This is a genomic window from Nonomuraea sp. NPDC049624 (genome assembly GCF_040675255.1).
Lineage (GTDB): Bacteria > Actinomycetota > Actinomycetes > Streptosporangiales > Streptosporangiaceae > Nonomuraea.
Genome location: NZ_JBFAOR010000027.1, coordinates 1 through 23,818, shown reverse-complemented (window position 1 = coordinate 23,818; position 23,818 = coordinate 1). Strand labels below are relative to the sequence as shown.

28 protein-coding genes are annotated in these 23,818 nt (G+C 72.0%); 9 read left to right on the top strand and 19 right to left on the bottom strand.

Annotation, left to right across the window (positions count from 1 at the left end; translation table 11 throughout):
* Nucleotides 1-75 precede the first annotated feature (75 nt).
* Complete coding sequence (locus tag AB0J76_RS49045; RefSeq protein ID WP_352322664.1) at nucleotides 76-849, top strand: IclR family transcriptional regulator; 774 nt, start codon at nucleotides 76-78, stop codon at nucleotides 847-849.
* Nucleotide 850: 1 nt separating this feature from the next.
* Here the strand turns inward: AB0J76_RS49045 and AB0J76_RS49040 are convergent, their stop codons facing one another.
* On the bottom strand, nucleotides 851-1,702 hold the full coding sequence (locus AB0J76_RS49040; RefSeq protein WP_352322663.1) for a helix-turn-helix transcriptional regulator: 852 nt from the start codon (nucleotides 1,700-1,702) through the stop codon (nucleotides 851-853).
* Nucleotides 1,703-1,841: 139 nt separating this feature from the next.
* Between AB0J76_RS49040 and AB0J76_RS49035 the strand changes: the two genes are divergently transcribed.
* The 4 genes from AB0J76_RS49035 (at nucleotide 1,842) to AB0J76_RS49020 (ending at nucleotide 4,784) form a co-directional block, all read left to right on the top strand.
* Nucleotides 1,842-2,567 (top strand): alpha/beta hydrolase, encoded by a 726-nt coding sequence (locus AB0J76_RS49035; protein ID WP_352322662.1) that lies wholly within the window; start codon nucleotides 1,842-1,844, stop codon nucleotides 2,565-2,567.
* A 139-nt stretch (nucleotides 2,568-2,706) separates the two neighbouring features.
* On the top strand, nucleotides 2,707-3,135 hold the full coding sequence (locus AB0J76_RS49030) for an RICIN domain-containing protein (RefSeq protein ID WP_352322661.1): 429 nt from the start codon (nucleotides 2,707-2,709) through the stop codon (nucleotides 3,133-3,135).
* A gap of 118 nt (nucleotides 3,136-3,253) precedes the next feature.
* Nucleotides 3,254-3,703: a VOC family protein gene (locus AB0J76_RS49025; protein WP_352322660.1), complete on the top strand. Its 450-nt coding sequence runs from the start codon at nucleotides 3,254-3,256 to the stop codon at nucleotides 3,701-3,703.
* A 184-nt stretch (nucleotides 3,704-3,887) separates the two neighbouring features.
* The gene (locus AB0J76_RS49020; RefSeq protein WP_352322659.1) at nucleotides 3,888-4,784 is read left to right on the top strand and encodes a type II CAAX endopeptidase family protein; all 897 of its coding nucleotides are present in this window, start codon (nucleotides 3,888-3,890) and stop codon (nucleotides 4,782-4,784) included.
* 23 nt (nucleotides 4,785-4,807) lie between these two features.
* Here the strand turns inward: AB0J76_RS49020 and AB0J76_RS49015 are convergent, their stop codons facing one another.
* The 5 genes from AB0J76_RS49015 to AB0J76_RS48995 all read right to left on the bottom strand — a co-directional run bounded on the left by AB0J76_RS49015 (nucleotide 4,808) and on the right by AB0J76_RS48995 (nucleotide 9,850).
* Complete coding sequence (locus AB0J76_RS49015) at nucleotides 4,808-5,497, bottom strand: response regulator transcription factor (protein WP_352322658.1); 690 nt, start codon at nucleotides 5,495-5,497, stop codon at nucleotides 4,808-4,810.
* Nucleotides 5,494-6,678: a histidine kinase gene (locus tag AB0J76_RS49010; protein WP_352322657.1), complete on the bottom strand. Its 1,185-nt coding sequence runs from the start codon at nucleotides 6,676-6,678 to the stop codon at nucleotides 5,494-5,496. Before AB0J76_RS49010 ends, AB0J76_RS49015 begins: the two co-directional genes overlap by 4 nt.
* Nucleotides 6,679-6,810: 132 nt before the next feature.
* Nucleotides 6,811-7,458, bottom strand: coding sequence for a hypothetical protein (locus AB0J76_RS49005; protein WP_352322656.1), 648 nt, complete (start codon nucleotides 7,456-7,458; stop codon nucleotides 6,811-6,813).
* The gene (locus tag AB0J76_RS49000; protein ID WP_352322655.1) at nucleotides 7,455-9,398 is read right to left on the bottom strand and encodes a M48 family metalloprotease; all 1,944 of its coding nucleotides are present in this window, start codon (nucleotides 9,396-9,398) and stop codon (nucleotides 7,455-7,457) included. Before AB0J76_RS49000 ends, AB0J76_RS49005 begins: the two co-directional genes overlap by 4 nt.
* A complete protein-coding gene (locus tag AB0J76_RS48995) occupies nucleotides 9,395-9,850 on the bottom strand; it encodes a hypothetical protein (RefSeq protein WP_352322654.1) in 456 nt (151 codons plus the stop codon). Before AB0J76_RS48995 ends, AB0J76_RS49000 begins: the two co-directional genes overlap by 4 nt.
* Nucleotides 9,851-9,971: 121 nt before the next feature.
* Between AB0J76_RS48995 and AB0J76_RS48990 the strand changes: the two genes are divergently transcribed.
* Nucleotides 9,972-10,775, top strand: coding sequence for an endonuclease/exonuclease/phosphatase family protein (locus tag AB0J76_RS48990; RefSeq protein WP_352322653.1), 804 nt, complete (start codon nucleotides 9,972-9,974; stop codon nucleotides 10,773-10,775).
* On the opposite strand, the gene AB0J76_RS48985 is transcribed toward AB0J76_RS48990, so the two are convergent.
* The 8 genes from AB0J76_RS48985 to AB0J76_RS48950 all read right to left on the bottom strand — a co-directional run bounded on the left by AB0J76_RS48985 (nucleotide 10,755) and on the right by AB0J76_RS48950 (nucleotide 17,179).
* Nucleotides 10,755-12,572, bottom strand: a complete 1,818-nt coding sequence (locus AB0J76_RS48985; RefSeq protein ID WP_352322652.1) for an ABC transporter ATP-binding protein — start codon at nucleotides 12,570-12,572, stop codon at nucleotides 10,755-10,757. The genes AB0J76_RS48990 and AB0J76_RS48985 overlap by 21 nt on opposite strands.
* Complete coding sequence (locus AB0J76_RS48980; protein ID WP_352322651.1) at nucleotides 12,569-13,054, bottom strand: hypothetical protein; 486 nt, start codon at nucleotides 13,052-13,054, stop codon at nucleotides 12,569-12,571. The genes AB0J76_RS48985 and AB0J76_RS48980 overlap by 4 nt, the downstream gene beginning before the upstream one ends.
* Nucleotides 13,054-13,551, bottom strand: a complete 498-nt coding sequence (locus tag AB0J76_RS48975; protein WP_364394262.1) for a MauE/DoxX family redox-associated membrane protein — start codon at nucleotides 13,549-13,551, stop codon at nucleotides 13,054-13,056. The genes AB0J76_RS48980 and AB0J76_RS48975 overlap by 1 nt, the downstream gene beginning before the upstream one ends.
* A gap of 121 nt (nucleotides 13,552-13,672) precedes the next feature.
* The gene (locus AB0J76_RS48970; RefSeq protein WP_125645566.1) at nucleotides 13,673-13,852 is read right to left on the bottom strand and encodes a hypothetical protein; all 180 of its coding nucleotides are present in this window, start codon (nucleotides 13,850-13,852) and stop codon (nucleotides 13,673-13,675) included.
* Nucleotides 13,853-13,948: 96 nt separating this feature from the next.
* Nucleotides 13,949-14,821 (bottom strand): winged helix-turn-helix domain-containing protein, encoded by an 873-nt coding sequence (locus tag AB0J76_RS48965; protein WP_352328005.1) that lies wholly within the window; start codon nucleotides 14,819-14,821, stop codon nucleotides 13,949-13,951.
* 51 nt (nucleotides 14,822-14,872) lie between these two features.
* The gene (locus tag AB0J76_RS48960; RefSeq protein WP_352328004.1) at nucleotides 14,873-15,316 is read right to left on the bottom strand and encodes a S26 family signal peptidase; all 444 of its coding nucleotides are present in this window, start codon (nucleotides 15,314-15,316) and stop codon (nucleotides 14,873-14,875) included.
* 203 nt (nucleotides 15,317-15,519) lie between these two features.
* Nucleotides 15,520-15,711, bottom strand: coding sequence for a hypothetical protein (locus AB0J76_RS48955; RefSeq protein WP_352328003.1), 192 nt, complete (start codon nucleotides 15,709-15,711; stop codon nucleotides 15,520-15,522).
* A gap of 190 nt (nucleotides 15,712-15,901) precedes the next feature.
* On the bottom strand, nucleotides 15,902-17,179 hold the full coding sequence (locus AB0J76_RS48950; protein ID WP_352328002.1) for a serine hydrolase domain-containing protein: 1,278 nt from the start codon (nucleotides 17,177-17,179) through the stop codon (nucleotides 15,902-15,904).
* A gap of 275 nt (nucleotides 17,180-17,454) precedes the next feature.
* Here AB0J76_RS48950 and AB0J76_RS48945 point away from each other — a divergent pair, with 275 nt between their 5' ends.
* Nucleotides 17,455-18,522, top strand: coding sequence for a serine hydrolase domain-containing protein (locus tag AB0J76_RS48945; RefSeq protein WP_352328001.1), 1,068 nt, complete (start codon nucleotides 17,455-17,457; stop codon nucleotides 18,520-18,522).
* A 79-nt stretch (nucleotides 18,523-18,601) separates the two neighbouring features.
* Here the strand turns inward: AB0J76_RS48945 and AB0J76_RS48940 are convergent, their stop codons facing one another.
* Complete coding sequence (locus tag AB0J76_RS48940; RefSeq protein ID WP_352328000.1) at nucleotides 18,602-18,742, bottom strand: hypothetical protein; 141 nt, start codon at nucleotides 18,740-18,742, stop codon at nucleotides 18,602-18,604.
* A 115-nt stretch (nucleotides 18,743-18,857) separates the two neighbouring features.
* Here AB0J76_RS48940 and AB0J76_RS48935 point away from each other — a divergent pair, with 115 nt between their 5' ends.
* Entirely contained in the window at nucleotides 18,858-19,670 is an 813-nt protein-coding gene (locus AB0J76_RS48935) for a hypothetical protein (protein ID WP_352327999.1), read from the top strand.
* A 49-nt stretch (nucleotides 19,671-19,719) separates the two neighbouring features.
* Here AB0J76_RS48935 and AB0J76_RS48930 read toward each other — a convergent pair whose 3' ends face one another.
* Together AB0J76_RS48930 and AB0J76_RS48925 are read right to left on the bottom strand one after the other, a co-directional pair.
* Entirely contained in the window at nucleotides 19,720-20,346 is a 627-nt protein-coding gene (locus AB0J76_RS48930) for a DUF6461 domain-containing protein (protein ID WP_352327998.1), read from the bottom strand.
* Complete coding sequence (locus tag AB0J76_RS48925) at nucleotides 20,343-20,561, bottom strand: hypothetical protein (protein ID WP_352327997.1); 219 nt, start codon at nucleotides 20,559-20,561, stop codon at nucleotides 20,343-20,345. The genes AB0J76_RS48930 and AB0J76_RS48925 overlap by 4 nt, the downstream gene beginning before the upstream one ends.
* A gap of 183 nt (nucleotides 20,562-20,744) precedes the next feature.
* Here AB0J76_RS48925 and AB0J76_RS48920 point away from each other — a divergent pair, with 183 nt between their 5' ends.
* Nucleotides 20,745-20,951 (top strand): hypothetical protein, encoded by a 207-nt coding sequence (locus AB0J76_RS48920; protein WP_352327996.1) that lies wholly within the window; start codon nucleotides 20,745-20,747, stop codon nucleotides 20,949-20,951.
* 69 nt (nucleotides 20,952-21,020) lie between these two features.
* On the opposite strand, the gene AB0J76_RS48915 is transcribed toward AB0J76_RS48920, so the two are convergent.
* Together AB0J76_RS48915 and AB0J76_RS48910 are read right to left on the bottom strand one after the other, a co-directional pair.
* Entirely contained in the window at nucleotides 21,021-22,016 is a 996-nt protein-coding gene (locus AB0J76_RS48915; protein ID WP_352327995.1) for a pyridoxal-phosphate dependent enzyme, read from the bottom strand.
* A partial coding sequence (locus tag AB0J76_RS48910; RefSeq protein ID WP_364394253.1) for an MFS transporter occupies nucleotides 22,013-23,818 on the bottom strand: 1,806 nt, incomplete at its 5' end. The genes AB0J76_RS48910 and AB0J76_RS48915, both read right to left, overlap by 4 nt.

Here is a 23,818-nt window from a genome sequence, read left to right as displayed (position 1 = left end):
TGCGGGAAGCGTTCCCGGCCGGACCGGCTCTCACCTGGTCCCCGATCTCCCTACTCGGAAGACGGAGTTTCCCGCATGGCAGCAGACGACAGCGTCCAGTCGGTGCGCAGGGCGATCGGCCTGCTCGGCTGCTTCGGCGGCGGTGACGCCTCGCTCGGCCTGTCCGACCTGGCGCGCAGGATGGGGCTGTCCACCTCGACCACCCACCGCCTGGCCAGGACGCTGGCCGCCACGGGCTTCCTGGAGCAGGAGGCGCGCACCGGCCGCTACCGGCTGGGGCCCTCCATCACGGAGCTGGGGCAGCTCTCCTTCCACCGGCGCGGCCTGCACCGCATCGCCCCCGAGCTGGCCGAGCTGGCCCGCGTCACCTCCGCCACCGTGGACCTGGCCGTCCGCAACGACCGGCACGCGGTCATCCTGAGCGGCGGCTCGCTCAACCCCGACAGCGGCGCCGGGCTGCGCCGCCCCCTGCACTCCACGGCGCTGGGCAAGGTGCTGCTGGCCTGGGACCCGGAGGGCAGCGCCGACCTGGAGGCGCTCGGCCCGCTGCCGGCGCTGACCGGCCGCACCATCGTGGACCACGCCGAACTGCGCGAGGAACTGGCCCGCGTGCGCGAGTCCGGGTACGCGCTCAACGACGGGGAGTCGGGCGACGGCATCCGCACCGTCGCGGTGCCGGTGCTCGACCGGCACAACCACGTCCGCTACGCGCTGGCCGTGCGCTCCACGCCGCTGGTGATCAGCGACGCGCGGATCGACTGGTTCGCCGCGCACGCGCGGGCCTGCGCCCGAGCGCTGGAGGTGCTGCTGATCCCACCGGCCGAGCGCCGCCTGCGCCCCTCCGCCTGAGTCACGCCTTCCACCGGCCCTCGCGGGCCGGCGGCGGCGAAGCCATGGCGGAGGCGAGGAGCGCCAGCTTCTCGGCGCTGCCGGTGCCGGGGTCCGGATGCAGGACGACGAGCGTCTGGCCCGCCGCGCCGCTCACGCCCAGCCTCTCCCGGTTCAGCCACAGCTCACCGACCTGCGGATGGTCGAGGCGCTTGGGCGCGCCTTCGCACGTGTTCACGTCGTGGCGGGCCCAGAGCCTGCTGAACAGCGGGCTGGCGAGGGAGAGCTCGCCGACGAGTTCGACGAACCGGGGATCGTCGACGTCGGCGCCGACGGACTTGCGGAAGCCGGCGACCATGCCCTGCGCGGCGTTCTCCCAGTCCGGGTAGAGAGCCTGCTCGGCGGGGTCGAGGAACACGTCCCGCAGGCGGTTGCGCCCCGCCGCCAGCCGCGGTGACAGGGCGGTCGCCGGCGCGTTGGCGGCCAGGACGTCGAAGGAGCGGCCCTCCACGTACGCGGGCAGCGCGAGCGCGGCGACGAGCTTGGCGATGCCCGGGGGAACGCTCTCCCTGCGCCGCCGCCGTCGCCGCCGGGGATCGCCCGCCCCGAGGCGCAGCAGGTAGGCCGTCGCGTCGTCGTCGAGCCGCAGCACGCGCGCGAGGGACACCAGCACCTGCGCGGACGGGTTGCGGTCGCGGCCCTGCTCCAGGCGCAGGTAGTAGTCGGCGCTGATGCCGGCGAGCATCGCGACCTCCTCCCGGCGCAGGCCCGGCACCCGCCGTACGCCCACGGAGGGGATGCCGGCCTGCTCAGGAGTGACGAGCTCCCGGCGGGCGCGTACGTATTCGCCCAGAAGGTTGGATTCGCCGCTCATGCGTCCCACGGTAATGGCGCACCTCGGCGCGTGCCTGGCCCCCTCACCCCCAGGATCGCGAGGGCTCTGGCTGCGCCGGCGGACGAGCGGAAACCTCACTCGGGACCGAACACCTCTTTCGATGAGCAAGGAGCCGCACATGTCGACGTACGTGCTGGTACACGGGGCCTGGCACAGCGGACGATGCTGGGACCGGGTGGTCCCGCTCCTGACCTCGGCCGGGCACCGGGTGGCCGCGCCGTCGCTGACCGGCCACGGCGACAAGGCCCATCTGCTCGGCCCCGAGGTGGGGCTGGACACCCACGCCGGCGACATCGTCGAGCTGATCACCGCGAACGACCTCACCGACGTGATCCTGGTCGGCCACAGCTACGCCGGGCTGGTCATCTCCTCCGCCGCCAACCGCATCCCGGAACGCATCGCCCACCTGGTCTACCTCGACGCGATGGTCCCGGAGGACGGCGAGAGCGCGGTGGACGTGCACCCCGTCACCCAGGCCCTCATCGACCGCGCCGCGCGGTCCGGGACCGGCTGGCGCATCCCGCCGATGCCCGAGCTGCCGCCGCCCCTGGGCCTGTTCGGGGTCACCGACCCGGCGGACGTGGCCTGGCTGCGGACGATGTTGTCCGACCAGCCGGCGCTCTGCCTCCAGCAGCCGGTCCGGCTGGACAACCCCGCCACGCACGCGATCCCGCGGACGCACATCCACTGCGTGGCGGGCGTACCGGAGGGCATCGAGCGGCGGCCCGTCCCGGCGACGCAGCCCAACGGCAGCCCGGCGCAGGTGTGGGAGTTGCCGACGGGCCACGACTGCATGATCACCATGCCGGCCGAGCTCACCGAACTGCTGCTCAAGCTCGGGTGACCCGCTGTGACGACCAGGTGCGGTCGGAGACCCTGTCCGCAAGCGGTCACGGTTGAAGGGTGATTTCCCATGCACGATCGTCTCTTATGGAGGCAAGGCGGCGTCCCGCCACCTCCTGCCCCAGCCCGAGAGGACCTCCATGGACATCCCGGCCCGAGCCACCCTGATCAACAAGAAGTCCGGGCTCGCCCTCGACATCATGGAATGCGACATGTCCGACGGGGGCTGGGTGATCCAGTGGACCCCCCACGGCCGGGCCAACCAGATCTTCCGCCTGGAACCCGCCGAGGGCGGCTACAAGTTCATCGCCGAACACTCCGGCAAGGCCCTCGACGTCACCCTGGCGAACCAGAACGCCGACTTCGCGATGCAGTGGGGGATCAACGGCAGTCCCAGCCAGATCTGGTACCTCAAGGAGCACGAGGCGGGCGTCTACCGGCTCATCGCCAAGCACTCGGGCAAGGTTCTGGCGGTCGCGAACGCCTCCACCGACCCGGGCGCACGCGTGGTGCAGTTCGAACCCGGTCATGACACGAACGAGCTCTGGCTGCTCAAGGCCGTCCCCTGACGCCGGTACGCGGACTCGGTCGCAGCGGTGGACAGGTCCCAGGAGAGGGAGGGCCGGTCCGGAGGCGTCGGTGCCCGCGGGTCCGTCGAGGCCATGGCAGCCGGGCAGGATGGCTGCCATGGTTTCCTTCCAGCTGGTCATCGACTGCGCCTCGCCCGACCGCATGGCCCGGTTCTGGGCGAGCGCGCTGAGGTACACGGTGGAGCCGCCGCCGGACGAGTTCGGCACATGGCGGGAGTACTGGCTCAGCATCGGCGTGCCCGAGGACGAGCTGGGCGAGGGCGACTGCAACGACAGCATCGTCGATCCCGAGGGGCACGGCCCGAGGATCTGGTTCCCGCAGGTGCCCGAGGCCAAGACGGTCAAGAATCGGCTGCACCTGGATGTGAAGGTGGGCGGCAAGCGGACGGACGTGCCGTTGGAGGTCCGGCGGGCGCGGGTGGACGCCGAGGTGGAGCGGCTGGTCCAGGCAGGGGCGTCCGTGGTGCGGGTGTTGTCGCAGCCCGGAGTCGATCACTATGCGGTGGCGATGGCGGACCCGGAGGGCAACGAGTTCGACGTGGCGTAGCGCGCGGCGGGCACCGGTGCGAAGGGGCGGCGGCGCGCAGGGGCAGAGACCGGGACGGTTCCTGATCCCTCCTGAGAGCTACCGCTCTGTCCGTTCCAGGGGGATGGCATGCCCGGCTCCGATCCCTAGCCTCGGTTGAGCCGCGGAAGACACCGCGGCCCACTTGATCGAAAGGATCGAGATCGTGGCGTCCCCGGAGCATCCGAAGACCACCCCTCCGCACACCGGTCCGGCCACGGCGCGTGGCCGGTTGCGCAGGTTCCGGTTCCCCGTCCTGCTGGTCGCGCTGTTCGGTGTGATGTCGGTGACGACGGGGATCAACCAACTCGTCTCGCCCGTACCGATCCTCGCCCTGCCGGTGGGGGTCGGCCTGGCCGTCCTCGCCGTCGCCTGCTACCGCTGGTTGTGCCGGGCCGTCGAGCTCCGTCCGGACATCCCCGAGGTCGGGAAGACGCGGCGATGGTCCCAGCTGCTGCGCGGAACGTTGCTCGGGGCGGGCCTGTTCATCGGGTTGATGGCGCTGATCGCGGTGTTCGGTGGCTGGCAGGAGCTGTCGTGGGGATCCTTCGGCGGCTTCCTCGGCAGCGCGGGGTTGATGGCGGGCGTCGCCGTCACCGAGGAACTGCTGTTTCGCGGGGTGGTGTTCCGCATCATGGAGGAGCGCACCGGCACTGTGATCGCCCTGGTCGTGTCCATGCTGCTGTTCGGCGCGATGCACCTGGTCAACCCCCACGCCACCCTGTGGGGCGCGTTCGCGATCGCCTTGACGGGCGGAGCCATGCTGGCCGCCGCCTACGTCGCCACCCGATCGTTGTGGCTGCCCATCGGCCTGCACTTCGCCTGGAACTTCACCCAGGCAGGGATCTTCGGTGTCACGGTCTCCGGAGCGGCCGCGCCGCCCGAGGGCCTGCTGAACGTCACGCTGTCCGGCCCGACCGTGCTGACCGGCGGCGTCTTCGGCCCGGAGGCCAGCCTGTTCGCGCTGCTGGTCTGCATGGTGCCCACGATTCTCCTGCTGCGGCGGGCGGCCCGCGCCGGCCGGATCCGGCCTCGGCCGCACCGCGCCGAGCTCTCCGCCTGATCGCAAGGCGGCCGGCCGCCGCGTCAACCCTGATCGGCGGACACCAATCCCACCCGGTAGGCGAGCACGACCGCCTGCACACGGTCGCGCAGGTCGAGTTTCGTCAGGATCCGCGACACGTACGTCTTGACGGTCTCGGTGCTGATGGACAGCCGGGTGGCGATCTCCGCGTTGGACAGGCCCTGAGCGAGCTGTTCGAGAACCTCCAGCTCCCGCTGGGTCAGTGACCGCACGACCTCCTGCAGGGCCGGCCGGGCGGAGTCGGTGGGGCGCAGGCGCTCGGCGAAGTGGCCGATGAGGGCCCGGGTGACGGCGGGCGCGAGCAGGGAGTCGCCGCGCGCGACGGTGCGTACGGCGTCCACCAGTTCCGCCGGCCGCGCGTCCTTGAGCAGGAAGCCGCTGGCGCCCGCCCTGAGCGCTTCGTAGGCGTACTCGTCGACGTTGAACGTGGTCACCACCAGCACCTTCACCGGAGCGACGACGCCTGGCCCGGCCAGTCGCCTGGTGACCTCGATGCCGTCCAGGACGGGCATCCGGATGTCCATCACGACGACGTCCGGCAGCAGCCGCCGGGCGGCCTCGAGCGCCGCGCGGCCGTCCGCGGCATCCCCGACGACCTCCATGTCGGGCTGGGCGGAGAAGATCGTGGTGTAGCCGGTACGCACCAGCTCATGGTCCTCGCAGATGAGCACCCGGATCGGCGTACTGGTCATGCGGTGCTCCTGAGGGGGATCAGAGCCCGGACGCTGAACCCGCCCCCGGGCCGGGCGCCGGCGGACAGCTCGCCGTTCAGCATCTGGAGGCGCCGGCGCAGCCCCTCCAGCCCCCGTCCTCCGGACGGCACGACGGGGCCTTCCAGCGGAGCGGACCCGTCGGTGGTCACCTCGATGTCGAGGTGGCCGGCGCGGTGGTGGACCGTGACCCTGGTGGGCCGGCCCGTCGCGTGCTTGATGGCGTTCGTGAGCGCTTCCTGAACCACCCGGTACGCGGCCAGCTCGACGTCGACGGGCTGAGGCAGGCGCTCGCCGTGCTCGGTCAGTTCGACGGGCTGGCCGGAGAAGCGGGCCTGCTCGACCAGGTCGGCGAGATTGTCGAGGCCCGGCGTCCGCTGCGTGAGCGCGTCGTCGCCGGTCGCCTCCAGCACGCCGAGCAGATGCCGGAGCTCCGTCAGCGCCCGCCGGCCGGTGTCGCCGATGGCGGCCAGCCCTTGCCCGGCGCGTTCCGGCGCGGTGCCGACCAGGAACTGTGCCGCGTCGGCCTGCACCACGATGGCGGTCACGTGATGGGTGACCACGTCGTGCAGCTCACGGGCGATGCGGGCGCGTTCCTCGGCGCCGGCCGCCAGCGCGCCGAGCCGCCGCCGTTCGGCCTCCTCGGCCCGCCACCGGCGCAACACCGCACCGGCCATCCAGATCACCGCCAGAACCAGATAGAAGGCGAGGAAGTCCGAGATCCGGTTGGCAGACCCCCACCAGCTCAGGACGACCGCCAGCGCGGCGTAGCCGGCGCTCACCGCCGCCGCGAGCGTGCGACGGTGCCGGGCCTGATGGGCGCCGGCCGTGAACAGGGCCAGGTAGAAGCCGATGCTGGCGAACGTCGGCGGACAGCCGAGCGCCTGATGGACGGCGAAGGCGGCGCCGATGACGGCCAGGCACGCCGCCGGGTGGCGGCTGCGGAGCGCCAGCGGCGCCGACTGCGCCACGGTCAGCACGACCGCCAGGGCATCGGCAGGTCGCCGCGGCAGGTCGCCGAGCTGCGCTCCGATGACCGACAGGGTGGGGACGAATGCCAGCGCGGTGAGCGTCGCCGCGAGCGCGCCGTCCTTGACCGAGGGCGGCCGGGCTCTCCACCAGGCCGGCCATGAGCGGACGGCCAGGGGAACGCGCGCGAACACCGGTGTAGTCTAACGGCCCTCCGCCCGCCTCCCGGGCACACCCACGGCCCTGGGACGGCGTCGGTGACGCGTCGAGCCCGGACGGACCGGAGCCGGCCGGCGCGCGGTCCGCCACCCGGCCGGCTCTCGCTGTCAGCCGGCCACCTTGCGCATCCTGGCTGCGGCCCGGTCCGCGATCGCCTGGGCGGTGTTCGGAGAGGGTCTCCTGAAGCCGAGCTGGGAAAGGATCATGAAGGTTCCCCGGACTCTGGACAGCACGAGGATCTCGCCGTACGTCCACGTGCCGTTGGTCTTGGCGGTGACCCAGAGAGCCTTGCTGCGCGAGCCGACCTTGGCCATGCGAATGGGCGTGAGTGTCACCGTGATGACCGCGGGATCCTGGCCCGTGTAGGTCTGGCTGAAGGCGGAGCAGCCGCTCAGGACGTCGAGAATGCGGGTGAAGTCGTGGTCGGCCGTGCTCGCGTCGGGATACCGGCGCAGGTTCTCCATGATCCAAGGCCCGAGATCGCCCTTGGCGAAGCCGGCTCGGGCGTATTCGACGCCGCGGAACCTGGGGGTGCTGAACTCCAGCTCGTCCATGGTCTTCGAGCAGGCGGGCTTGCTGCTGGCGCTGTACGCCTGGTGTTCGGCGGTCCAGGCGTGATAGCCCTTCGGCAGGTCGGCGGCGGTGAGGAGGCCGCGGCTCAGCGGCGGGAGCGCGCCGGCCCGGGCGGTGCCGGTAAGGAGGCCGAGAGCCATGCTGACGACGAGGAGCAGCCGGCCGAGTGGCATCTGGTTCACCAACCTTCAGTGGGAAACGGGGGCGGGGGATCGGACACGGCCTTGTCGTGGTAGCGGTTCAGGTGGTCGCAGCGCCTGACGAAGGCGGTCCAGGCCAGGGCCGCCAGGTCCGTCGACCTGGTGCTCGCGCTGCGCAGGAACATCTCGCCGATCTCGTTCAGCAGGCTGTCGTCAGCGGCGCGGAGCAGCCGGCCGAGCCGTTGCCTCGCGGCATGATCGCCGGGGTCCCCGTAGACGCCGATGCCGGCGATGTACAGCCCGAGGCAGATCGCTCCGGCCTGGGTGGAATCAGGCAGGGCCGGCTGCCGGACGGTGGCCGTCACCTGGACGGGACTGGAGGACAGCGCCAGGTACGACGGCAGCAGAGCCATGGCGATCACCACCGCCGCCACCGCGTGCACGGGCGCCCCGCGCACGAGTGGCCACAGCGCCGACAGGGCGATCAAGGTGAGCGCCGAGAGCACGATCGCGACCTGAGGAGTGATCACCAGGGCGGCGACGCTCCGCGGGCTCCATCGTTCGGACGCCGCCAGCCGCGCCGCGGCGAACCACGTGCCCATGACCACCCCGAAGAGCACCGCGGCGAAGGGGGCCGCGTACCGCCACGCGCGGGGCCCCGACCGCGGCAGCCAGGCGCCGGCGGCCAGCGCCAGCCAGCCGAAGACCGCCGTGGTCAGGAGGAGGATCGCGGCCGCCATCCAGATCGCCGTACCGGGCGGGATCTGCTCAGGGCCGATGACGGACGCCTGGTCGGGCGCGCCGGCCAGCCACCGGCTCCACTGCACGCTCGTCCTGGGCACCAGGATCGCCCCCGCCAGGAGCCCGGCCCCGAACGCGAAGCCCGCCGCCAGCGCCCGCCCTACGGCGAACGGCCGGACCAGGGCGCCCCGCCACACGCCGAGCCCGGCGACCCCCGTCACCGGCACGGCGACCACGAAGCCGGCGACCCAGTACGCGACCAAGGGAGGCGCGGGGAGGACGGTGTGCAGGATCACGCCCGATTCGGTGACGACGACACCGGCGGCGATCCCCGCCGTCACAGCCTCGGCGATCGAGGGGCGCAGCAGCCTCCCGGGATCGCGCAGCGCCTTGAGCCGCTCGTCGAGCCGCGGGTGGAGCCGCAGGAGCCGGCGCTGTTCCTGGCGGCCCCTGGACAGCAGGCCGAGCATGTCCGCCCGCCTGAACTGGCCTGCGCGCAGGTCGGCGTCGTGCTCGCGGGCCCTGATCACGGCCGTGAAGGTCGTGGTGACCAGCAGGCAGACCACCGCCGTACGCCAGGCGACGGCCAGCGCGGGGGCCGGCCCGAGCGTGGTGGTGGCGGACAGTGCCATCGGCAGGGCCACCAGCAGCGCGAAGCCGGTGACCGCGAACACGCCGAGGTAGGTACGGTCCACGTCCCGGTTACGCAGGTGACCGAGTTCGTGGGCGAGCGTCGCGGTGACCGTGGAAGGGTCGGTCCTGGCGTAGGCGCCGACGGAGCGGGCGAGCATGATGCGATGGTGCGGGCGTCTGCCGTACGTGAACATCCAGGGCAGCATGCCCCGATCGCTGAGCATCAGCACGGGCGGGCTGCGCAGGTCCGCGGCCTGGACAGTCTGCTGAACGACGGCGGGCCACGGTTCGAGCCGCGCCGCGCCGTACCGGAGGGTGATCACGTACGGCGCGGCCACGTGGGCCAGCAGCACCAGCAGCGCCACAAGAGCGGGCCCGGCGAGTGGGACCAGCGCCTGCAGGACGAGGACCCTGGTCGAGCAGTCGAGGAAGCCGGCCACGTCGGTGAGCTGGGCGCACGCCCGGTTCCGTGCGCCCCAGCCGTCCCGCGCGAGCACCAGGAACCAGTAGCCGGCGAAGAACGCGCCCGCCCCCACGGTGAGGAACAGCAACCGCAGACGGGAGGTGCTGGGCGGGGGCAGGGCGAACGGGTCGGGGGGCGCGCTCACGGTTCCTGAGGCTCGCTTTCGCGCTGGAGCTCACCGGCGACCGCGTCGCTGAGGAGTTGTGCCCGCTCAGGCGACATGCCGAGCGCGCGGGCGCGGGACAGTACGGCCGCGCAGATCCTGCGGCGCTGCTCCCCGTTCAGCGCCAGCGGCTCAGTGAGGGCTTGCCGCCTGGCCTTGCGCCTGGCTCTCCACCCGAACACGCCGCGGGTACGCTCGGTGATCTCCTCTTTGAGCGCCTCCAATACGGCTCCGCCGACGAAGGAGACAACGATCGGCGCCCAGCCGGCGACGTCGGCCAGAACGCCCGAGCCAAGAAGCCGCTCCCCGGCGCGCTCAGGATCGGGATGGTTGACGTAGGCGGCCCAGAGGTCGGGCACGAGCTCCACTTCGTCGGGCCTGAGCCTGACGACCACTGCCTCGACGAGTTCGTACGTGGTGCGCTGTTCGGACACGAGCACCCCCTGCCGGAGTACGTTTCAGGAGGGAAGATCCGCCTATCGCATAATCTGATACACCTCTGTCTCCACCAGATCCTGCGTATCGACGAGGGCTGTCGCTGACCGAAGGAGGCCGATGATCAGGCAGCTCATGATCGCCGGGCTGTTGTTACCGAACCTGTCCGTACAGGCGCAGCCCCCTGTCCGCCACGTGATGACGTGGAACGTCTGCGCGGGCACCAACGCCGGGTGCGCGCTCTATCGCCGCTCGACCGCCGAACTGGCCTGGCACGTGGCGGTGCTGGCGACCGAGGCGGACGTGGTGTTCCTCCAGGAGTTCTGCACGGGCGCCGACGCCGACCTGGAACACGAGCTCGAACGCCGTACCGGCCGGAACTGGAGCGTCCGGTCGGCCGGGCTGAAGTACTCGGACGGTTCCCCGTACCAGTGCCTGCCCGACAGGAACGGCAGGCCGCGAGGGGTGCTGAGCGTCACCCTGGCCGTGGCCGGGGCGGACACCGGCCTCGTCGTCCACCCGCTGACCTCGCCGCCGTGGGGAGCCCGCAGGTACGCCGTCTGCACGGCCGACCGGGCGTTCTGCACCGCGCACTTCTCGTCGGGGTCGAGCTACGACGACAGGCAGAAGGGCAGGCCCTACCGGCACATCCAGTTGCGCGAGCTGTTCGAGCTCGGCCGGGGGGTGATCGGCGGCGACCTCAACCTCGTGCCGCGCGACGCCGCCGCGGCCTACAAGGGCCGCGACGAATGCGACCCGCGCCGGCGCTGGACCTACGTGACCGGCAGGCGGAAGATCGATTACGTGTTCGCCGGCGCGGGCCGCGTACGGAAGTGCTTCGTCGATCACGCCCGGAGCACCTGGTCTGATCACGTCCCGCTGCACGCCTGGGTGAGCGCAGGCTCAACGCCGCCCGCGTCTTGAGGCGAGGTCGGCGGTGTAGCCGCTGGCCTGGAGGGTGAACAGGCGGGCGTATTCGCCGGCCGCGGCCATCAGGGTGGTGTGGGTGCCCTGTTCGGCGATTCTGCCCTCCGCCAGCACCACGATGAGGTCGGCGTCCCTGATGGCGCTCAGCCGGTGGGAGATCAGCAGGCTGGTGCGGCCGGTTCGATGCTCGCGCAACCTGTGGTGGACGGCGTGCTCGGCCTCCGCGTCGAGCCCGGCGCTCGGCTCGTCCAGCACGAGCAGGTCGCGTTCGCCCCTGATCAACGCTCTGGCCAGGGCCAGCCGCTGCCACTGGCCGCCGGACAGCACGACGCCGGAGGTCTCGGCGGCGTCGAGGAAACGGTTGCTGAGCATCGTGTCGTAGCCGTGCGGCAGGGCGTCCAGCGCCGTGTCCACCCCGGCCAGCCGGGCCGCTGCCCTGACCTGCTCGGGTGAGGCGCCGAGCGAGCCGAGCGAGATGTTCTCCGCCGCCGTGAAGTCGTAGGCCACGTAGTCCTGGAAGACCGCGGTCAGCCGGGAGCGCAGCTCGGCCGGGTCGGCGTCGCGCAGGTCCGTCCCGTCCCAGCGGATCGCGCCGCGCGACGGGTCGTAGAACCGGCACAGCAGTTTGACCAGCGTCGACTTGCCGGCGCCGTTGAGCCCCACGAGCGCGACGCAGGCGCCGTGCGGGATGGTGAGATCCACCCCGCGCAACACCCACGGTTGCCCCTCGCCGTAGCGGAACCAGACGTCTCGCATCTCGATCCCGGAGCGGAGGGCGGGCAGCGGGCGGGGGGGCAGGCGTACGGGAAGGTCGGGGGCGGCGGAGACGACGGCGCGGTAGTGTCCGAAGACCAGCAGCGCCTGGTGCAGCCGGGCCAGCTGGGTGACCCCGCCCGACAGCGCGCCCTGCACCCCGGCGACGGCGGCGGCGAAGACGGCCACGTCGCCCACGCCGAGACGGCCGCCGGCGACCGCCCAGATCAGTCCCGCGCCGCCGATCGCGGCGCCGAGCAGGGCGAGCAGCCCGTGTCCGGCCAGCGCGCGCCGTTCCAGGGCCTGCTCCTGGTGGTTGACCGCGCGGATCTCGCCGAGGAGACGGTCGCGCAGGTACGCGCCCAGCCCGAACAGCCGCACCTCCTTGGCCGGCTCGACCGAGGTGAGCAGGTCGGCGTAGAAGATCTGGCGGCGCATCGCCGGGCTGATCCGCCACTCGAGACCCACCTTGCGCCTGCTCAGCGACAGCTGCACGCCCAGCGACGGCAGCGCGGACAGCAGGACGATCGCCGTCATGACCGGGCTCAGCGCCATGAGCGCGGCGACGAACCCGGCCAGCGTGACCAGCCCGCGCACCAGCGACAGGCTGGGGGCCAGGATCTGGTTGGCCGCGCCGGTCCCGGCCTGCTCGGCCAGCCTGAGCCGGTCGCGGAAGCGGGGGTTCTCGAACGGGCCGAGGCCGACGAAGGTGTTGACCGAGGTGAACAGGCGTTCGCGGGTCAGCAGGGCCATGCCGCGGCGCAGCCGTCCGTCGGTGTGTTCGGTCAGGTGCGGCAGCAGCGCGGCGACCAGCCCCACCGCGCCGAGCATGATCGTCGGCATCAGGACGGCACGGCCGCCCGCCAGGCCGTCCAGGATCAGCTTGGTGCACCAGGCGGCGGCCACCGGCGTCGTGCCGCCGGCGAGGACGGCGAGCACCGAGCAGACGGCGGCGAGCGGGGCGGCCCGCCAGGCCAGCCCCCACACCGTCACGGCCCGCCCGGCCAGCCGCACCACGCCGGGCGGGACGTCGGGGGTCATGCGGTGACGGGAGCGCCGAGCCCGGCCACGGTGACCGCGCGCGACCTGACCCGGCCGGAGTCGTCGAGCAGGTAGAAGGCGGGGAAGGCGGAGTTGGGGAAGGCCAGGCAGACCGGCCCGTTGGCGGGCTCGGCGATCACGGTGGCGCTGCCGCGCAGCGCGTCCGCGTAGCTCTCCCCGCCGGGGCCGGACACGACGGCGAGCACCTGCGCGGGGGAGTAGCCCGCGTCGGCGACGAGCTGGAGGAACGGCGGCAGCTGCCCGGGACAGGCCTGGCACTCGGTGTCGAAGAAGCCGATCACCGAGGGCCGTCCGATCCCGCGCACGTCGGGGACGGTCGAGCCCACCGGCAGCAACGGCGGCCCCGAGGGAGCGGCGTGCTGCTCGGCGTGGCGCACCCTGCGGATCACCGCGAACGTCAGCACCAGGTTGAGCGCGCTCATGACGCCCACGATGACCAGGGCTGCGATGACGTACGGCATCAGAGGTTCCTCTCCAGGAGAAGGTCGGCGAGGTCGTCGAAGAGCACCAGCACGGCGGCGAGCACCGCGGCGGCGGCCAGCGCCAGCGCCACCCCGGCGAGTTCGACGGGCCCGCCCGGCGTCGCCCAGCCGGTGACCGCGACCACGATCAGCACCAGGTTGCGGACGATCTGGGCGCGGCTCAGCGGAGCGGCGGTGACGCCGAAGCACCGGCAGGCGGCGGCGGAGCCGCGGCGCAGGGCCCGCAGGATCGCGGCGGCGAAGGCCGCGAGCAGCACGGCGGCCAGCACGAACCCGGCGCGCTCGCCCAGGACGAGCAGCGCCACGGCGGTGCTCTCGCCGGCCAGTGCGGCCACCGCGACCGGCGCGGCGGGCACGCCGGGAACCAGACCGGGGACGGACGACACGAAGGCGCGCCAGCCGGTGGCCTTGCCCGCCAGCGCGGCCAGGAAGACGAGGCAGAGCACGGCCCTGCAGCCCAGCTCTACGTACGGCATGGCTCTATGTACGGCATGGCTTCGGGTACGGCACGGCGCTCCTTCACGGGCGGGTCCTCGCACTCACGGGTGGGGCCGCCCACGGCCCGCTGCGGTGGGGTCGTGGGCGGGGTGTGGAGGGTCAGCAGCACTCGTAGCAGGACACGTAGGTCGTGCAGTCCGGCCGCACGCAGGTCCACGCGGTGTGGTCGAGCCAGTGGTAGCACCAGCACTCGTAGGGGCACCCCCTGGCGTCCGCGGTGCTGGCGGGCAGCAGGGCGCCGAGCATCCGGTCGCCCAACGCCTTGAGTGTGCGAGTCATCCGACCTCCTGGGTGAGAGGGGCTGTGTTCGCCTGATCATCACCATCGGGTCAGGGGAGGGGCAATCCTTTCGGACTGCCACCGAAATGCGACAAATCAGGCACTGTATTCGAGCAGTTCGTGCCCCAGCGAGGTGAGCACGTGCCGCACCGCCCGGCCCTCGCGGTAGGTGTTCACCAGTCCCGCCAGCCGCAACGCCGTCACGTGCTCGGACACCGTGGAGGCGCTCACCGCCAGCGACCTGGCCAGCTCGCCGGTCGCCGAGCCGCCGCCGATCGAGCGCAGCACCCTGGCACGGGCCTGCCCGACGACCTGGGCCAGGGCGTCCGGCGTCGCGGGGCGGAGGGCGCCCTCGTCGCTGACCGGATAGGCGATGGCGGCCCGTTTGTCGCCGCGCGGCGGCGACAACGCGAGGAAGCGGCGGCTGGCGCACATCAGCGGCGAGAGCGTCACGCCCCGGTCACCGAGCTCCACCGGCGACGGGCACAGGTCCGAGGTGTCGATCTGCAGGGCGCAGCCGTACCAGCTCAGCCTGGGGGTGAGCCTGGGCAGCGTACGGCCGAAGCCCCGCACGCAGATCAGCTCGGAGCAGCGGTTCACGTGCGCGCTCAGGCGGAGGCGGATCGCGTCCCACTCGGGGGCCACGCAGCTGACGTAGAAGGCGCGCAGCGCGTCGGCGACGTCGCCGAGACCGGGCTGGACGTCGAGCTCGTCGTTGAGCGTGCCCGCTCCGGGCGGCAGCGGCAGATCGGCCCAGAGGAAGCCGGACACGCTGTGCGGCGCGTGGTGGACACGACGTACGAACGGCATGGCTCTGGCAGGCGTCCTGCGCGCCAGATCCCGCCACGGCGATCCGGGCACGGCGAAGCCGGGATGATGCAGGCACAGGGCGGCGAACAGGGTGTGATGCAGTGGGGAGATGGTGAACGTCGTCGCGGCCAGTCCTGCGGCAGAAAAGACCAGACGCATATCCCAGCCCCGTTGTCAGGAAATGTCCGGACATACTGGAGTATGCGGCTGTTAGGACCTGCTAACAAGGGTGCGGAGGACGACCCCCAGAACCCGATCGGCCGGGACGAGCCCCCACAACCGCGAGTCCGCGCTGACCTCCCCGTCGCCCAGCACCACGAGCTTTCCGGGCGGCACCGTGGCGGGCGAACCGGGGCACTGCGGCGGCACCGGCTCACCCGGCAGCGCCGCGACCCGCTTGACCACCCAGTCGGCGGCCGCGACCGGCGGCAGCGGCCCGTCCCGCCAGCGCATCCCCGGCCCGATCGGTTCGAGCACCACGATCTGCCCGCGCCGGAGCGCCTTCCCGCGCTGCACCAGCAACCGGTCGCCGGGCCGCAACGCCGGCACCATGCTCTCCCCCCGCACGGTCACCACCGCCAGCCGGCGCCTGGCCCCGTACACGACCGCGACCAGCAGAGTGATGAATCCGGCGAACACGGTGATCATGGGCATGGCGCGAGCGTAGACGTCCGGACTGTGGGGCTCAAGAACTCGTCCGGTCGGACGGGGGGCTGAAGTCTCGTCCGCGACGAACGCCGTCACCCGGCGAGCGTGACGCTCGGACGGCGTGGGGCGCCCGTTCCCCGGGGGCGGACACTCATGGGTACGGGCGCGAGCGCGAAGGCTTGAAGGGGCGGCATCGCGGTGGTGATCCGCTAGTCGGGGGAGCGCAGGAGCATTGCCTCCACCTCGGAACCGGCATCGGCCGTGCAGACGTACGTGGGCCTTCCGCTCGCCGGGTCAACGGCGTACAGGGTCGCCCGCTTGCCGCACTTCGAGCACCAGGCGTCAGGCCCGCCACCGAGCTCGGCCAGGCCGACCTTGATCTCTGGGATAACAAAAGCCATGCGGGCAGCGTAGGTCGGCCTGGTCGGGACGTCCGTGGTGACAGGGCGTCTTGCGGAATCCATGCCCGTAGATTGTTCGACACGGGAGTGACGGGCTCGGTGGGACACCGGGAGAGTCGCCGTCCAGGCATGCGAGAGCTTCCCGCCTGACCGGCCTCACGTGCCGGAAGCCGGTCGGCGGTGGGTTTTGTCAGAGGTAGGTGCCGTAGAGGTCCACGGTGGGCCAGGTGGTCACCGCGTTGGCGGCCTTGTGGAGGGCCGGGTCGATGTCGGCGTAGCTCAGGCCGGAGGCGTCGTCGCGCTGGTTGAACAGGGCGGCCCAGGTCAGCCCGTCATACCGGCGCACCAGCAGGGTGTAGGTGCCGGGGAGGCTGCCGGTGTGCCAGGTGTTGCGGCCGCCGGTGACGTTGCGGACCGACCAGCCGCAGCCGTACCACCAGCCGTCGCCGTTGACGCCGGTCTCGGGCTGCGCGAAGGCCCGGGAGATCGACGTCGAGGTGAGCACCGAGCCGGCGGCGTCGAAGATCCCGGCGAAGCGCACCAGGTCGACCGCCGTCGCCAGCCAGCCGCCGTGCGCGTCCATGTTCTCCAGGTTGAACGAACCGTACGGAGCCGGGACGGAGGTTCCGGAGGCGTCGAACACCGTCTTCCCGGTGTACTTCGAGACGTACGGCACCTCGCCGGTGACGGCGTTGGCCTTGAGCGTGCGCCCGAGCCTCATCCGGGTGATGCCGCGCGGCCCGAGGATCTTCTGCTGCACGTACGTGCCGTACGGCATGCCGCTGACCTTCTCGATGATCCGGCCGAGCAGCAGGTAGTCGTAATTGGCGTAGGCGTAGGTGCTGCCTGGGTCATGGTCCAGGGGGAGGCCGCTGGCGTACCGCATGATGTCGGCCTGACGGACGGGCAGCGCCGCGCCGAGCGCCCTGGAGACCGCCAGGTCGCTGAACATCGGATCGGCCGTGACGGAGGAGTCCCAGCCGCCCAGGTGCTGCAGCAACCTGAGGACGGTCACGTCCTTCAGCCGCGGATCCACCGTCCTGCCGGACGGCGGCGTCAGGGGGAGCAGGTCGGGCAGCCGGTCGGTGAGCTTGAGCTTGCCGTCCTGCACCAGCTTGAGTACGGCCGCGCCGGTGATGGGCTTGCTCAGGCTGGCGATCCGGAACAGCGAGGTCGGCTGGGTCTTCAGGGTGGTGCTGGTCGTCCACGTGTAGCCGCGGGCCAGGACGAGCTTGCCCTTGCGGGTGACGGCGAGCGATCCGCAGGACAGGTTACGGGCCTGCATGAAAGCCTTCATCGTGCTGTCGAAGCTGCCCAGCCCGGCTCCCAGGGTTCCGGTCGTCTTCCACGTCCCGGCGGCGGCGTCCGCCCGGCCCGGCTGACCGGCGAGGAGCCCGGCGCCGGCCAATCCGAGCCCGGCCAGGCCCATCGTCCGGCCGAAATCGCGTCGGGTCAGCCTGTCAGGCATCTGTCTTCCTCCTTGATCGAACAAAACAACAGGGGGCAAACTATCTGAAACTTCGCTGATGGTGGCGTCGATCGCCCGAGCTTGCGGGGGCACGGCAGGCCGGGCTCATGACGATCGTGCACGTGCGGCCCGGCCCTGACCGCGCCCCCGGCCGGGGAAGTTCCGGGCGTGGTAGGGCAGTCCCCACCATCGGGACACCGGTCGGCATGATCGATTCCGGCGCCCGGCGGCCGAAGGATGGGCACGTCACCTCGTCCAAGGGAGTTGCCGAGAACATGCGTGAGTATCTTGCCGTCGCTGCGGCCGCCGTCGTCCTGCTGGGCGCCGCGTCGCCGGCGCCGGCCGCCGCCAAGCCGCCGTCGCCCGCCCTGCAGCAGCAGCTTGACCGGTTGACCCGGCAGGACGGCTTGGCGGGTGCGCTGGTGTCGGTGCGTGAGCCCGGCGGCCGGGTCAGGACGTGGACGTCCGGCGTCGCCGAACGCGGCGCCGACCGGCCCATGGTCGGCGCGGACGCGCACTTCCGCATCGCCAGTGTGACCAAGTCGGTCGTCGCGGCCACCGTGGTGCGCCTGGCGGACCAGGGTGAGATCGATCTGGACGCCCAGGCGGAGCAGTACGCGCCCGGCCTGCTCGACGGCAGGCCGATCACCGTGCGGCAACTGCTGACGCACACCAGCGGCCTGCCCGAGTACCTGCCGCTGATCGACCCGGCCCACATCGGCGGCGACGCCGGCTTTCTGCGTCTGGCCCTGGACGCCGAGCCCACCGGCGAACCCGGCGAGAAGTGGGCCTACTCCAACACGAACTACCTGGTGGCCGGCATGCTCATCCAGAAGGTCACAGGCAAGGACTTCCGGACGGTCACCCGCCAGGGCGTCCTGAAGAACCTGCGGCACACCTACTGGCCGCGTCAGAACGAGCTGGACATCCGCGGCAGGCACGCCCACACCTACGGCGTGAACCCGTTCGACCCGAAGGGCCACGGCAAGGTGGTCGACACGACCCTGGAGCCCGGCTACCTCTTCGGCGCCTCGGGCGGCCTGATCTCCACCCCCGACGACCTGAACCGCTTCTGGCAGTCCCTGCCCGCCTCCACGATCAGGACGATGCTCGCCCGGACCGTCCCGGCCGACGACCCGCCGAAGGCCGACTACGGCCTGGGCGTCTACTCCTACCCGTTCGCCTGCGGCCCGGCCTGGATGCACGACGGCGGCCTGCCCGGCACCCGCGTCCTCAGCGGCCGCGACCGCTCGGGCCGCGCGGTCACCCTCTACGTGACCGGCACCCCGAAGAACGACGCACACATCTTCGAAGCCTTCGGCACCGCCCTGTGCGGCAGGTAGCCCTGGCCATCCGGGGGCGCCGTCACGGGCGGGAGCCCGAGGCATGGTCCGGGTCGGCTGCCTTCTCGCGCCACTGGCATCAACGGCGCAGCAGCAGGCGCAGCAGGCGTAGTGCTCGGGAGCGGCGGCCCGAGTCGGTCGAGAACATGTAGATCATGGCGGGGAGTGTCACCAGCGCGGCGCTCGTCACGACCAGTGCGGCCAGGTGGGGCAGCATCATGGAGCTTCCCTTCGATTCCGGAGATCGGCGTTCACCTCGGCCGGTGCCGAGGGCGTGCACCGATCCGTCACGGGTGGGTGTGCGTTCCCCGGGATTCTGGAATCCTGACATCACCATGTCTCCGCAAGCCCCCCTGCCGGAGGATCCCCTGGCCGTTCTGCGGGAACGCCTGCGGGACCTGCATCTCCACGCGGGCGAGCCCAGCAGCCGGGCTCTGGCCAGGCAGACGGGCGCGATGAGCCACTCCACCGCGCACGGGGTGATCCGCTGCGTCAGCCTGCCTCGGTGGGGCAACCTGGAGCTCGTGGTGGAGGCGTCGAAGGGCGACGTCACGGAGTTCAAGGCCCTGTGGATCGCCGCCCACGACCTGCGTTCGCAGCGCGGTCGCCCGCCGGACGCCGAGACCGGGTCCACGGTCCGGACGGAACACCCCCCGGAGCCGGTCCTCGATCCCCTGCATGAGCTGTACCGGCCGGTGGAGGGGGCGGAGGCGGAAGGTCACTCCGGCGCCGTCTGGTCGGTGGCCTTCCATCCGGACGGGCACCTCCTGGCCAGCGGCGGCGACGACGAAACGGTGCGGTTGTGGGATCCCGCGTCGGGACGCGCCACGGCGCCCCCCTTCGTCGGCCACATCGGCCCGGTCCGGTCGGTGGCCTTCCACCCGGGGGCGGACCTGGTGGCCAGCGCCGGCGATGACGGGTTGGTCCGGTTGTGGCAGCTCGATTCCGGGCAGCAGGTGGGGCGGCCTCTCGACGGCCACACCGGTCCCGTCCGGGCCATCGCCTTCCATCCGCACGGCCATCTGCTCGTCACCGCGGGCGCCGACAGGAAGGTGCGGCTGTGGAAGAGCACTCAACCGCCCGACCACCAAGTGCTGTACCGGCGCATCGACACCTTGCACGCCCGCCTGCGCCGGTCGCGTTCATAGCGGCGATCGCCGGGCGAACACATCGGGACCCGTACCGACGGGGTGCTGATCATTCGTTCCTGATCACGATGGCCAGGAATCGCGAGTCCAGCATGCTCCGGGAGAAGGCGAAACCAGTGAGCTGCTTCGCCAGCGCGAACGACCGTTGGAACGAGGCGTGGATGCCCGGGCCCTGCCGGTCGTGGTCGGGATCCAGCCCTACCTCCCGCATCTCGACGAGCAATCGGTCGGGATCGCTGCCCATGCGCGCATGAGGGGAGAGGTGGTTGAAGCGAGTGATCTGCTCGCCGTCGGTCGCGTAGGTGAAGTGGTCGTCGGCGTGGAGGTTCCGCTCGATCGACACGACCTCGGTCCCGTGGGAGAGAGCCGGCAGCAGGCGGTTGCAGCGGGCTGGTGGCGTCCAGAGTTGGACGAGCACCGTCCAGCCCGCCGTCTCCAGTGCGCCCACGTAGCCACCGCGCAGGTGGTCGGCGTCGATGCACTCCATCGTTCGTTCCTGAAGACCGTCGAAGGTCACCTGCTCGATGTCGCCGGGCCCTGCGCCGAGGCGGGTCAGCGCTTCGCGAGGGGTGAGGGATCGGGCGAAGGACACGTACGAGACGTCATGGAACGGGCCGTACGTGGCCAGCCAGTCGAACTCCTTGTACACGTCCGTCAATCCAGCGCTGAAGCTCATCGGCGCGACCGATGGAGCCAGGTGGCGAGCAGCGAGGCCACGAGCCATACGGTGATGAGCGCAACGGCGCGCGCGGCCATGTACGCCGCTGTCAGAAGGCCGTCCATGACGTACTCGGTGACCGCGTCCCCGAGGAACATGATCGTGACGAAGAGGGCGACGCCGAGCACGACGTGGGCCGGGTCTTGGCCCTTGAACCAGGTACGTCGCGCCATCACCAGGACACCTTCACGATCGGCCGTGCGGCATGTGCCGCTGATCGTAGTATCTGCCGGCTCCGGACCCCAGCGCCCGCCCGGCTGCGGGGAGCCGGGAGCGGGGACCGAAGGAGTCGTTGCGGATGACAGGTGGCGGCAACGGTGCGACTGTGAAGGCAGGGCGACCTGCTGGAGGAGATCGTGGAACACCCCGAGCTGACCACGGACATGGTTCTCGCCGCCGTCCGGGATCACGGATTCGCGGCCTACGACGTCCTGGTCAAGGACTTTCCGTCGGACGTGGTGGTCGCGGAGTTCACGAAGGCGGCCAGGTCGGGCTTCACCACCTTCGGCGTGGGGGTGCACCTGGCGTCGTTGACCGACAAGGGTCGGGAGCGTCTCGGTTAGGCCCGGTTCGCGCACGTTCCCGACCAGCGGGATCATTCCCGCCAGTCGGGCGCGCGCGACGAAAGGCGATCACGTGCTTCGTGCCAGGGGCTCCTGTCTGGTTTCCGTGTTGATCGCGACGTTGCCGCCGGAGAGGACGGCGACGACCGGTCCCGGCGGCAGGTGCGCCTGGTGGGCGAGGTAGGCGGCGGTGGCCACCGCGCCGCTGGGTTCGGCGCGTTCGCCCAGCTCCCGCTGGAGCAGGCCGGCGGCGTCGTCGATGGCGTCCTCGGTCACGGTCACCATGTCGTCCACGTACCGGTGGATGTGCTCCCAGGCCAGGGGACCCAGCACCGGCGCGCGCAGTCCGTCGGCCCGCGTGCGGTAGGTCAGCTCCACCGGCCACGCCGTGCGCGTGCCCGACCGGAAGCTGGCCGTCCCGTCGGCGGCCAGTTCGGGCTCGACGCCGATCACCCGGATCGCCGGGTCGGCGGCCTTGACGGCCACCGCGATCCCGGCCAGCAGGCCGCCGTTGCAGACGGGCACCAGGACGGTCCCGGCGTCCGGCAGGTCCAGGCAGATCTCGGTCCCGGCGCTGCCGTGCCCGGCGATGACGTCGAACGCGTCGGAGCCGATCACCGTCGCGCCGAACCGGTCGGCCAGCGCCAGGCAGGCCTCCTCCCGCAGCGCGGGCGGGACGATCACCACCTCGGCGCCGAGCCGGCGCGCGGCGCCCACCTTCAGCTCGGGCGCCGTGTCCGGCAGGACGACGGTCGCCCGCACCCCGTGCTCGGCGGCGGCGTAGGCGATGGCCTGGGCGTGGTTGCCCGACGACTGCGCCACCACGTGCCGGACGCCGCGCCCGGCCAGCCGGCCCACGGCGTTGACCGCGCCGCGTACCTTGAACGAGCGGGTGGGCTGCCGGTTCTCCGGTTTGACCCAGAGCCGTTCGCCGGACAGCCGCAGCAGCGGCGTGCGCCGGACGTACGGCGCGATGCGGTCACCGGCCGCCCGGACGTCGGCCGCGGTGACCAGCCGCACCCCCGCCGCCCCCTCCGTTTCTATGGGCTCAGCACCGCCGTTCATGCGCTCAGCACCCTCTCCTGGATGGCGTCCAGGTCGGCCGCGGCCTCGGAGGGCGGGGCGGCGTCCGGGACGAGGTCCTCCAGGTGGTGCAGCGGCCGGTGCCGCAGCCCCAGCAGCCCCCAGAGCACCAGGAACACGCCGCTGGCCAGCAGCACCACCCCGGCGCCGCCGCCGGGCCCGTCGGAGAACCGTCCGGCCCAGTCCGCCAGCGGGCCGGCGGAGAGGAAGCCGATCGGCTGCATGGCCGTGGCGATCATGATGTTCACCGCGAGCACCCGCCCCTGCAGCTCGGGCCCCACCTTGACCTGGATGATCGACAGCCAGTGCGCGTTGCCGATGCTCATGCACGCCAGCCGGACGAACAACCCGGCCGCGACCAGCCACACGACCGGCCACACGCCCATGAGCACCACGCCGAGCCCGGAGCCGACGACGAAGCCGATCATGCCGGTCGCCCGCCGCCGGGTGCCGCCCCACACCAGCACCACGCCGGTGCCCACGGCCGCGCCGACGCCGCCGACGGCGGTCACCGCGCCGAGGTCGGCCGAGTCGCCGATGGCCAGCACGACCGGGGTGACCAGCACCCACATCAGCGCGGTGCAGAAGTTGACCACCGCGAAGTAGAGCGCCATCACCATCAGCGGACGCCGCCGGCGCAGGAACCGCCACCCGCCGGTGAGCGCCGCCGTGAACGTCTCCTCGCGCCGGTGGAACAGCCGGTCGGGGAAGCGCACCAGCAGCAGTGTCAGCACGCCGACCGCGAACGTGGCCACGTCCACGGCCACCACCGCCGACAACCCGAACAGGCCGATCAGCGCGCCGCCCGCGAGCGGCGCGACCACGTTGCCCGCGCCGAAGCCCACGTTGGCCAGCGCGTTGGCCTGCGGCAGGTACGGCTTGGGCACCAGCTGCGCGATCGCCGCCAGCCAGGCGGGCTGCTGGAACGCCGACACGACCGAGGTCACGCCCACGATGAGGCAGACGTTCCAGAACTCCAGCCGGTCGGTGGTCAGCAGCAGCACCAGCGCCACCATGGCGATCCCGGACAGGGCGTCGCAGGCCAGCATGATCTTGCGCCGGTCCACCCGGTCGGCCAGCGCGCCGCCCAAGGGGGTGAGCAGCACGGCGGGGATCTGCGCCAGCATCGTGATCAGCGCGAGATCGAGGATCTCGCCGCTGCGCTGGTAGGCCCACACGCCGAGCGCGAACGAGCTCAGCGCCGTGCCCAGCGCCGAGACGATCTGCCCGCCGGCGACGGTGTAGAAGGGCCCCAGTCTGGTGCGCTCGGGCGGGCGCACCGGATCGGGCAGCGTCCCGGCCGCCCAGCGGGTCAGATGCGCCAGCACGACGGCGGCCAGCGGCTCGGCCTGGTGGCGCAGGAAGTAGTGGCCGGCCCTGGGCAGCACGGCCCGCTCCACCCGCGGCGCGAACGCCGCCCACTCGGTGTAGCGCTCCTCGTGCAGCTCGGTGGCCCGGTCGCGTTCCCCGACCAGGCTGAGGATCGGGGCGCGCAGCGGCGTGCCCTCGCCGGCCAGCTCGTGGCCGAACCACTCCTGCGCCTGGTCGGCGTCGTGCCGCATGGCGCGTACGGCCGTGCGTTTGGCGGCCTCGTCCATGTCGTCGAGCAGGCCGCCCGAGGCGCGCAGCGCGTCGCGGAACAGCCGGTCGGACACCAGACGGTCGCCGCCGAACAGCCGCCTGACCATTCCGGGCAGCCGTGCGGCCGGGAAGCTGGCGGCGGCGATCACGCCCAGCACGGGCACGCCGTCGGACTCCAGCTTCCGCGCGAGCGCGACGGCGGG

Coding starts and splice junctions, on each gene's coding strand:
- AB0J76_RS49045 (WP_352322664.1), top strand. CDS start 76: ATGGCAGCAGACGACAGCGTCCAGTCGGTGCGCAGGGCGATCGGCCTG.
- AB0J76_RS49040 (WP_352322663.1), bottom strand. CDS start 1,702: ATGAGCGGCGAATCCAACCTTCTGGGCGAATACGTACGCGCCCGCCGG.
- AB0J76_RS49035 (WP_352322662.1), top strand. CDS start 1,842: ATGTCGACGTACGTGCTGGTACACGGGGCCTGGCACAGCGGACGATGC.
- AB0J76_RS49030 (WP_352322661.1), top strand. CDS start 2,707: ATGGACATCCCGGCCCGAGCCACCCTGATCAACAAGAAGTCCGGGCTC.
- AB0J76_RS49025 (WP_352322660.1), top strand. CDS start 3,254: ATGGTTTCCTTCCAGCTGGTCATCGACTGCGCCTCGCCCGACCGCATG.
- AB0J76_RS49015 (WP_352322658.1), bottom strand. CDS start 5,497: ATGACCAGTACGCCGATCCGGGTGCTCATCTGCGAGGACCATGAGCTG.
- AB0J76_RS48990 (WP_352322653.1), top strand. CDS start 9,972: ATGATCAGGCAGCTCATGATCGCCGGGCTGTTGTTACCGAACCTGTCC.
- AB0J76_RS48985 (WP_352322652.1), bottom strand. CDS start 12,572: ATGACCCCCGACGTCCCGCCCGGCGTGGTGCGGCTGGCCGGGCGGGCC.
- AB0J76_RS48980 (WP_352322651.1), bottom strand. CDS start 13,054: ATGCCGTACGTCATCGCAGCCCTGGTCATCGTGGGCGTCATGAGCGCG.
- AB0J76_RS48975 (WP_364394262.1), bottom strand. CDS start 13,551: ATGCCGTACGTAGAGCTGGGCTGCAGGGCCGTGCTCTGCCTCGTCTTC.
- AB0J76_RS48970 (WP_125645566.1), bottom strand. CDS start 13,852: ATGACTCGCACACTCAAGGCGTTGGGCGACCGGATGCTCGGCGCCCTG.
- AB0J76_RS48965 (WP_352328005.1), bottom strand. CDS start 14,821: ATGCGTCTGGTCTTTTCTGCCGCAGGACTGGCCGCGACGACGTTCACC.
- AB0J76_RS48960 (WP_352328004.1), bottom strand. CDS start 15,316: ATGCCCATGATCACCGTGTTCGCCGGATTCATCACTCTGCTGGTCGCG.
- AB0J76_RS48955 (WP_352328003.1), bottom strand. CDS start 15,711: ATGGCTTTTGTTATCCCAGAGATCAAGGTCGGCCTGGCCGAGCTCGGT.
- AB0J76_RS48950 (WP_352328002.1), bottom strand. CDS start 17,179: ATGCCTGACAGGCTGACCCGACGCGATTTCGGCCGGACGATGGGCCTG.
- AB0J76_RS48945 (WP_352328001.1), top strand. CDS start 17,455: ATGCGTGAGTATCTTGCCGTCGCTGCGGCCGCCGTCGTCCTGCTGGGC.
- AB0J76_RS48940 (WP_352328000.1), bottom strand. CDS start 18,742: ATGATGCTGCCCCACCTGGCCGCACTGGTCGTGACGAGCGCCGCGCTG.
- AB0J76_RS48935 (WP_352327999.1), top strand. CDS start 18,858: ATGTCTCCGCAAGCCCCCCTGCCGGAGGATCCCCTGGCCGTTCTGCGG.
- AB0J76_RS48930 (WP_352327998.1), bottom strand. CDS start 20,346: ATGAGCTTCAGCGCTGGATTGACGGACGTGTACAAGGAGTTCGACTGG.
- AB0J76_RS48925 (WP_352327997.1), bottom strand. CDS start 20,561: ATGGCGCGACGTACCTGGTTCAAGGGCCAAGACCCGGCCCACGTCGTG.
- AB0J76_RS48915 (WP_352327995.1), bottom strand. CDS start 22,016: ATGAACGGCGGTGCTGAGCCCATAGAAACGGAGGGGGCGGCGGGGGTG.